Origin of the sequence: Bradyrhizobium viridifuturi, assembly GCF_001238275.1 — a bacterium.
GTDB lineage: Bacteria > Pseudomonadota > Alphaproteobacteria > Rhizobiales > Xanthobacteraceae > Bradyrhizobium > Bradyrhizobium viridifuturi.
Genome location: NZ_LGTB01000110.1, coordinates 1 through 1,805, shown reverse-complemented (window position 1 = coordinate 1,805; position 1,805 = coordinate 1). Strand labels below are relative to the sequence as shown.

General features: G+C 63.5%; 1 protein-coding gene. It reads right to left on the bottom strand.

Going from position 1 to position 1,805, the window contains the following annotated elements; all coding sequences use genetic code 11:
• Nucleotides 1-50: 50 nt before the first annotated feature.
• Nucleotides 51-1,724, bottom strand: coding sequence for an integrase catalytic domain-containing protein (locus ALC15_RS40825; protein WP_050632134.1), 1,674 nt, complete (start codon nucleotides 1,722-1,724; stop codon nucleotides 51-53).
• Nucleotides 1,725-1,805 lie beyond the last annotated feature (81 nt).

The window sequence follows — 1,805 nt, the reverse complement described above, 5'->3', positions numbered from 1 at the left end:
TGTCATTCGGCCTGCAATATTGACCCCCCGTATTGCCGCATCAGCAAATGTTACCCTGATGGCACGGATGCGAAGTCGACGGGTCGGCCGCGCCATGTAGCTTTCCCGGCTTGCTCGACGAGAGGGGCTGTGGGCGGGTCGGGCCCTACATAGCCCGAGCCGTCCACAAGCCCGGGCAATGGGGCAGCGGTGGTGGCCTCACCGAGCGGCACCTCCGCGATCAACTGCTTGGCGGTCTTCCGTCTAAGCGCCCTCAGCAGACGCTGCACGATCGAATGCTGTCTCGTCCCGAACTCCTCTGGGTGTTTCTCCCTCAGCCGGTCGACGATGGCGAGCGCGGTTAACTGCGGTTGCGTAGTGAGCCAGCCCTCGATCGTTAGGATATGCGGGTCGAGTTTGGACGGCATGCGAACCCTAGTTTTATAGGGCCGACGGGGGTGCCGGTGCGTGGCACGCGGCTCGCCGGACGTCGTCGTCTTACCGAGTGTCTTCGCAAAAGTGGCTGCGGTCGCTGGCGCGGTGCTCGTGCTGTCGGGTTGCAAGCCGCGTACCTGTCCGGGACGACGATCGACGCGATTGCCGAGTTCGTCCTGGGTCGCGCGAATCTCGGACAACAGCGCGACCGGATCGAGCGAGCGATACTGATCGCGCAGCCGCTTCTTCACCGCCGCGGTCACCTTGGGATGCGCCAAGGCACGCTCATAGGGCGTCGACGGGAGATGATAGCGCTTGATCACTTTAGCCCCTTCGCGACGCTTCTCCTTCAGCTTGAACGACGGCTGGAAGAAGTTGACGTAAAGCCGTGCCGCCGCATAGAGGCGGCCCATCATGCGCGCTGTCTCGACGCCATCGAAGCGGCCATAGCCCATGAGGCGGCGGACAACCGCACCATTCTTCTGCTCGACGAACGCCTGGTCGTTCTTCTTGTAGGCGCGCGAGCGTGTGACTTCGAGCTTCTGTTCACGACACCATGGCACGACGACATCGTTCATGAAGGCGCTGTCGTTGTCGAAGTCCACGCCGCGCAACAGCCAGGGGAACAGGCTCTGTGCGCGGGTGATCGCCTCGACGACCAGCGAACCTTCCCGCGTCAGCAACGGCAGGCACTCCGTCCAGCCGGTGGCGACATCGACCATCGTGAGGGTTTGAATGAACGAGCCAGCCACCGACGTGCCGCCATGGGCGACCATGTCGACCTCGCAGAAGCCGGGCACCGGATTGTTCCAGTCGTTGAACGTGCGGATCGGGACCTCGCGCCGGATTGCTGAATAGAATCCGGCACGGCGCCGCCTGCCGCCGCTCGCCGCGATCTTCACATCGACGAGCAGGCGATCGATGGTGGCGGCGCTGATAGTCAGAACACGATCACGGTCCGACTGGCCAAGCTGCAATCGGCCATGTTGCTCAAGGGCAGGCAACAAGGTCGAGATCATCACCTTGAGCCGCTTGCCGCACACCCGATCCGACGCCTCCCACAGCGCCGTCAGCGCGTCCTTGATCGTCGCGCCATATCCGCGTCTCCGCTTTCTTGTTGCCTCGACCTCGCCCGGTCTAACCGTCTCGCGTCGCCGGAGCGCGCGCACCGCATGCTTGCGATGCCAGCCCGTCGTCGCGCACAGCTCGTCGAGGATCCGTCCCTTCTCCGCTCGTTTGGCCGACCGGTAACGTTCCGTTACCGCCGACACCACCTCGCGCCGCGCGCCCATGCTGATCTTTCCCGCCATAGACGCCACCGAACCAATTCGATGGCACCGACCCAATCATCGGCGAGAAGTTGTCCAGTAACATTCTGGGTGAGGCAATGC